8 protein-coding genes are annotated in these 5905 nt (G+C 65.6%); 5 read left to right on the forward strand and 3 right to left on the reverse strand.

Annotation, left to right across the window (positions count from 1 at the left end; all coding sequences use genetic code 11):
- Together ACTS2Z_RS00585 and ACTS2Z_RS00590 are read right to left on the reverse strand one after the other, a co-directional pair.
- On the reverse strand, window positions 1–313 hold a 313-nt coding region (locus ACTS2Z_RS00585; RefSeq protein ID WP_442571294.1), incomplete at its 3' end, for an endonuclease domain-containing protein.
- 95 nt (window positions 314–408) lie between these two features.
- A complete protein-coding gene (locus ACTS2Z_RS00590) occupies window positions 409–1407 on the reverse strand; it encodes an AAA family ATPase (protein WP_442571295.1) in 999 nt (332 codons plus the stop codon).
- 73 nt (window positions 1408–1480) lie between these two features.
- Between ACTS2Z_RS00590 and ACTS2Z_RS00595 the strand changes: the two genes are divergently transcribed.
- From ACTS2Z_RS00595 to ACTS2Z_RS00615, 5 genes are read left to right on the forward strand one after another with little or no spacing between them, the layout of a single operon-like run.
- Window positions 1481–2056: a DUF1285 domain-containing protein gene (locus ACTS2Z_RS00595; protein ID WP_442571296.1), complete on the forward strand. Its 576-nt coding sequence runs from the start codon at window positions 1481–1483 to the stop codon at window positions 2054–2056.
- Entirely contained in the window at window positions 2053–2688 is a 636-nt protein-coding gene (locus ACTS2Z_RS00600; protein ID WP_442571297.1) for a CoA pyrophosphatase, read from the forward strand. The genes ACTS2Z_RS00595 and ACTS2Z_RS00600 overlap by 4 nt, the downstream gene beginning before the upstream one ends.
- A gap of 16 nt (window positions 2689–2704) precedes the next feature.
- Window positions 2705–3019: a hypothetical protein gene (locus tag ACTS2Z_RS00605; protein WP_442571298.1), complete on the forward strand. Its 315-nt coding sequence runs from the start codon at window positions 2705–2707 to the stop codon at window positions 3017–3019.
- Between the two features lie 8 nt (window positions 3020–3027).
- Window positions 3028–4269 carry a CCA tRNA nucleotidyltransferase gene (locus tag ACTS2Z_RS00610; RefSeq protein WP_442571299.1) on the forward strand — a complete coding sequence of 414 codons (1242 nt, stop codon included), beginning with the start codon at window positions 3028–3030 and terminating at the stop codon, window positions 4267–4269.
- Window positions 4269–5753, forward strand: coding sequence for a hypothetical protein (locus ACTS2Z_RS00615; protein ID WP_442571300.1), 1485 nt, complete (start codon window positions 4269–4271; stop codon window positions 5751–5753). Before ACTS2Z_RS00610 ends, ACTS2Z_RS00615 begins: the two co-directional genes overlap by 1 nt.
- Window positions 5754–5757: 4 nt before the next feature.
- On the opposite strand, the gene ACTS2Z_RS00620 is transcribed toward ACTS2Z_RS00615, so the two are convergent.
- The coding region (locus ACTS2Z_RS00620; protein ID WP_442571301.1) for a coproporphyrinogen III oxidase at window positions 5758–5905 on the reverse strand (148 nt) is incomplete at its 5' end.

Below are 5905 nucleotides of genomic sequence, written 5' to 3' on the forward strand. Positions count from 1 at the left end.
GGAGATTGTCGTAGATGTCTGTGTTCCAGACGCGCAGGACACGCCAGCCAAGGCCTTGCATGTAGGCCGTCCGGTTTGTGTCATGGGCTTGTTCGCGGCGGCTGGAGTGGGTCGCGCCATCGACCTCGACAATCCGCTGTGCCTTGACGCAGGCGAAATCAGCTATGTAGGGGCCGACCGGGTGCTGGCGGCGGAACCGCCAGCCTTTGATCTGGGCGCCGCGAAGCCGTGACCACAGTATGGTTTCCGCGTCGGTCAGCTTTCGTCGCAGTAGCCGGGCCAGCGGTCGGGAACGTGACTGTGTCTCACGCATTTATCCCCCCTCCGTCAGCTGCGCTGACACCTCCCCCGTGAACGGGGGAGGAAGGTGAAGGCGATTTTCGGAGTCAACGAACATGCCAGCGCCCGTCAGGCCGCCTCGGCAGCCAGGCGGGCGATCAGCCGGTCGACATTGAGGCCGTCCGCACGAGCGGCAAATGTCAGTGCCATGCGGTGCTTGAGGACCGGGCCTGCCAGCGCCGCGACATCTTCGGTGGAGGGGGCCAGACGTCCTTGCAGCAGAGCGCGGGCGCGCACAGCCAGCATCAGGGCCTGTCCGGCCCGCGGGCCGGGACCCCAGGCGACGGCTTCAGAGACTTCCGCGTCGGCTGAACCGTCCGGGCGGGCGCGCGCCAGAAGGTCCAGAATGGCATTCAGCGTCTGCTCGCCGACAGGCATGGCCCGGACAAGCGCCTGAAGCCGGGTCAGTTCGCCGGTGTCGAGCACCGGCACGGCGGCATCTTCCTGGCTGCCCGTGGTGGCGATCAGGATGGCACGCTCTGCCTCGCGCGTCGGGTAGGGCACGTCGATCTGCAGGGTAAAGCGGTCCAGCTGCGCTTCGGGAAGCGGGTAGGTGCCTTCCTGCTCGATCGGGTTTTGCGTGGCGAGCACATGGAAGGGCCTCGGCAGATCATGGCGCACCCCGGCAATCGTCACGAAGCCTTCCTGCATGGCCTGCAGAAGGGCAGCCTGCGTGCGCGGGCTCGCGCGGTTGATCTCGTCGGCCATTAGCAGGCGGGTAAAGACGGGGCCGGGGATGAAGCGGAAGCTGCGCTTTCCGGTGGCATCCTCTTCCAGCACTTCCGAGCCGAGAATGTCTGCCGGCATCAGGTCGGGCGTGAACTGGACGCGCTTGTCATCAAGTCCGGTAACAACCGCCAGCGTGTGGACGAGGCGTGTCTTGGCGAGGCCCGGCGCACCGACCAGAAGGCCGTGACCGCCAGCCAGGAGCACGCACAGGGCTTGCTCAACCACCTCTTCGAGGCCGAAGATGGAGCGGGCGATGGAATTGCGCACCTCGGCGAGGCGCGCGGTAGCGGCATCGGCGCTCGCGGCCAGCTGGGTGACATCTTCCTTTGGCAAGGTCATGAGCCTATGTCCCTTGTTCGCATTGCTGTTGCCCCCGGTGGCGCAGCATGCCCCGCTCTAGCTTGAGGTGTCCATGGGGTCACAGCGCACGAACGGTGATGCAATGCAGTCCCTGCTGGAGGCTGCGCGCGATTCCGGCAAGGGCTTGCCCCCGGTCGAGCGCTGGCACCCGGATTATTGCGGCGAGATGGACATGGTCATCCGCCGCGATGGCAGCTGGTGGCATGAAGGCACCCGCATCGCCCGCCCTGCGCTGGTGCGCCTGTTTGCGCGCATTCTGCGAAAGGACGAGGACGGCGAAACCTATCTGGTGACCCCCGCCGAGAAGATCCGGATCCATGTCGAGGCCGGGCATTTCCTGGCCGTGCGGGTGGATGTGATGGGGGAGGGGCGTGACCAGAAGCTGGTCTTTACCACCGACCATGACGAGACCGTGCTGGCGGGGCCGCAGCACCCGCTGCGTATCGCCTTTGGCGAGGATGGTGAGCCGGAGCCCTATGTGGGTGTGCGCGGGCGGCTGGAGGCCCTTCTTACGCGCCCGGTCTATTACGAGCTGGCAAGCCTCGCCGTGGAAGGCCCGGCGCCGGATGGCAAGACCGCTCTGGGCGTCTGGAGCGACGGCGTCTTCGTGCCGCTGGAACAGGCATGATGCTGGACGATCCCTTTGCGGTAGACGCGCTGGTTGAACGTCTCAGCCGCGCGCTGGACCCTGTAGAAGGACCGCCGCCACAGCCGGTGCGCGGCGATGGCGACCTTAACGGCACACCGTCCCCGACAGGACGCACCTTGCGCCCTGCTGCGGTGCTGGCACCTCTGGTGGTGCGCAAGACAGGCCTCAGCGTGGTATTCACGCGCCGCGCAGATCATCTCTCAGCCCATGCTGGCCAGATCAGCTTTCCCGGCGGACGTCTCAATGCGGGCGAGAGCCCGGTCGATGCAGCCTTGCGGGAATGCGAGGAAGAGATCGGACTTTCGCCGGACCGGGTGCAGATCATTGGCCGCTTCGACCCGTATGAAACGGTCACGGGATTTCAGATCACGCCCTTTGTCGGCATCATGCAGCCCGACACGCGTCTGCGTGCCGATCCGGGCGAGGTTGCGGAAATATTTGAAACACCGTTCGACTTTCTGATGAATCCCGCCAACCATGTGCTGGAAGAGCGCATGTTTGCGGGCCAGCTGCGGCGCTACTACGCCATGCCGCATGAAGGGCGTTATATCTGGGGTGCCACGGCGGGTTTGCTCAAGGCACTGGCAGACCGGTTCAACGCGCTGAGCTGAAGGGTTTGGTTGTCACATGCGCTTTCTACTCACCATAGCAATCCTCTTCCTTCTGCCCTTTGCCGGCTACTACACCTGGCGCGGCATACGCGCAGCGATGTCGCGGCGCAGCGCCCAAGGCGCTGACGCACAGACCGGAGCCGATGGCCTGCCGCCGCCGCCCTTGCAGGTGCTGGCACTGGTGGGTGCAGGTCTTGCCATTACCGGCATTCTGGCCCTGGCGCTGGGCGGCGTGTTTGGAGGTTCGGCGCAGACCGGCCAGTTCCATCCGCCGACGCTGGAAGATGGGCGCGTAGTGCCTGGCCGCATTGATCCGCCTGACGGACGCTAGGCAGCCTTATGGACACGCCAGAGCGACTAGACCCGGCCCGCCATGACTGGCTGGCCGACCCTGCCGGTCTGGCGGTGATGGACGCGCTTCTTTCTGCAGCGCCTGATGGCGCACGCTATGTCGGCGGCTGTGTACGCAATGCACTGATGGGCCGGTCTGTCAGCGATATCGACATTGCGACCATTCTTGAGCCGCAAAAGACCATGGCCGCGCTTGAAGCGGCGGGTATTCGCGCTGTCGCGACCGGATTCGACCATGGCACCATCACGGCGGTGGTGGACCGGCGCGGCTTCGAGATCACGACCTTGCGTCGCGATGTCGTCACCGACGGACGCCGCGCGGAAGTGTCTTTCTCCACGGACTGGCATGAGGATGCGGCGCGGCGCGATTTCCGCCTGAACGCCATCTATGCGGCGCGCGACGGCGTGTTGTTTGATCCTGCAGGCGGCATTGCAGATGCGCTTGACGGGCGTGTGCGCTTTATCGGTGATCCGCACGCTCGCATTCGTGAAGACTATCTGCGCATCCTGCGTTTTTACCGGTTTCACGCCTGGTATGGCCGCCTGCCCCTTGATCCGGCGGGTCATGCCGCCTGCATCGAATTGCGTGCCGGATTGCAGCAATTATCCGCCGAGCGGGTGTGGATGGAATTGAAGAAGCTGCTGGGCGCGCCCGACCCTGCACCCGCCCTTGAGGCGATGCAGGAAGGCAACGTTCTTAACGAAGTGTTACCGGAACGTATCGACTTGAAGGTTTTCTTAAGCCTAAACTCCCTGAACGCTCAGGAATCCTGGCCGGCCGATCCGCTCTTGCGGGTGGCGGCGCTCCTGGCGGGGGGAGACGCTATGAGGGTAGACGCGCTCTGTGACACCATGAAGGTGTCAAACGCCGAAAAGGCGCGGCTGCATGCTGCCAGCCTTCGCAGCGGCGTGCATCCGGGCATGGACCGCAAGGCCATGCGCGCGGCTCTCTATGCGCAGGGCCGTCAGGCGGTCGAGGATCAGCTCATGCTCGCTGCGGCGCGCGGTGAAGGACGCAAGGACGAGCTTTTGCGTGACCTTGATGCGGTCAGCCGCTGGCAGCGCCCGGTATTTCCCCTGAAAGCGGCTGACCTTCTGGCTGCGGGACACGCCCGCGGCCCGGAGCTTGGCCGCATGATGCGTTTCCTCGAGGCCAGCTGGGCCGAGGCCGACTTCATGCCGACCCGTGAGGATCTTCTGGCGATGGCGAGAGCGCAGGGGAGCGCCTGATGGACGTCTTCTCCCGCCGCTTCCAGTACCGCATCGGCTCCGGGCTCTATGACGAGCAATTGCAGCTGCACGACTATGATGCGGTTGATCGCTTCCTGCAGCAGCGCCGTGGCGAGATTGGCAGCGTAAAGGCCAATGAACATGTGACGCGTGAGCTGGTGCTGCGCCATCAGGTGCGGGTGGCCGTGACACAAAGCCTTGGCGGGCGCGGGGCCGGCAGCCTGCCCGACGGGCCGCGCCTGGCGCTGGCTGATCTCTACCAGCAGGTCGGCAATCCGCTCGCCACAATCGTGCGCAAGCCAAGCCTCGACTGGCTGATGCCGCCGGCAACGCCGGATGCCTCCCAGTCCATCCAGCCGCCAGATGGCGAGCCGATCGGCTCTGACCGCTTTGCCATGTGGTCGTGTGTCCTGCTGATGGACTATGTGGAAATGCACTATGCGGCGCTGGCCGACAGTGTGAAGACCGAGTTCGCCCGCGACCTCAATTCCCGCCTCGCCAATGGCCGTTCGCCCTGGATGCTCGTCATGGGGCGCTGGCGGCGGGAAACCTGGCCGGCAGACCGCGACAACCCGTTCGATGCCGTCCTCCACTCGCTTTGGTCGGAAACCGACGAGGCGCTGCGCCGACAGCTCAATGCCCGGCTGGGTGAAGAATATGTTGTGGGGGAGGAAAGCACTGCGCTCGCCCCCTTGCCGCCAGACGCCGAAGCGCGGCGCGAGGAAATTCGCGGCAAGCTCAAAACGGCGGCGTCCAGGCTTGCAACCGCGGACCGGCTTCTTGTCACCGATCCGGCGCTGACCGAGGTCGGCTACCGCAAGGCGGTCGATGTGGCGCGTGCCGCGTTTGACATCTGCGCCGAGACTTTCCGCGGCTCGATCCTTGGCCCGTTCGTGAAGTACAAGTCCGGCCGGCGCCCGGTTCAGGGGCGCGCACGCCCCGCCGCCGGGCCGCAAGGCGTCTCGCCGTCCCATGCGCGTGAGCTGGCGCCGGAGGCCGCCGCCTGGCGCCTGCGCAAGCTGAGCGAATACATGCTGACCGGCCATGACCTGCCGCGCACCCTGCCGGGGGGCGCCGACCGCAAGGCCATGCTGGAACGCGCGCCGCTGGCCGAGTTCCTTGCCCGCCTTGTGCTGATGGGGCCATCGGACAGCGAGGCGGAAGAGTACGCGCGCATCGTCGGCGCACCGCGCGGTGCGCGCTATGAATTGCTTGTCGAGGACGAGGTGGTGGCGCGCATGGTCGTCGACCTCATGGCCCGGCTCGGCGTTTATGCTGCCGGCGCCGACAAGCCGGACTTTCGCGCCGAACGCAGCTCTGCAGGTGTGGCGGGCTTCGTTGATTTCAGGGTGCGCGAGGCGCAGCGCGCCGAGATGATGCGCAGGGTCAGCCAGTGGGCTGTGCGCATCCTCATTCTCGGCGCGGCGATGGCTGTGTCCTTCTATGCCGGCATCATGGCTGCGCAGCGTGGCCTGATCGGCTAAATCCTTACGGCCATTTCGCTTCTGGCGGCATGGACGAGAGGATCGAGGTCACGTTTCCGCCGGTCTCGAGCCCGAATTTCGTGCCCCGGTCGTAGAGCAGGTTGAACTCGGCATAGCGCCCGCGCCGGATAAGTTGCTCCTCGCGGTCGGCC

The organism is Glycocaulis sp. (assembly GCF_052168375.1).
Classification (GTDB): Bacteria; Pseudomonadota; Alphaproteobacteria; order Caulobacterales; family Maricaulaceae; genus Glycocaulis.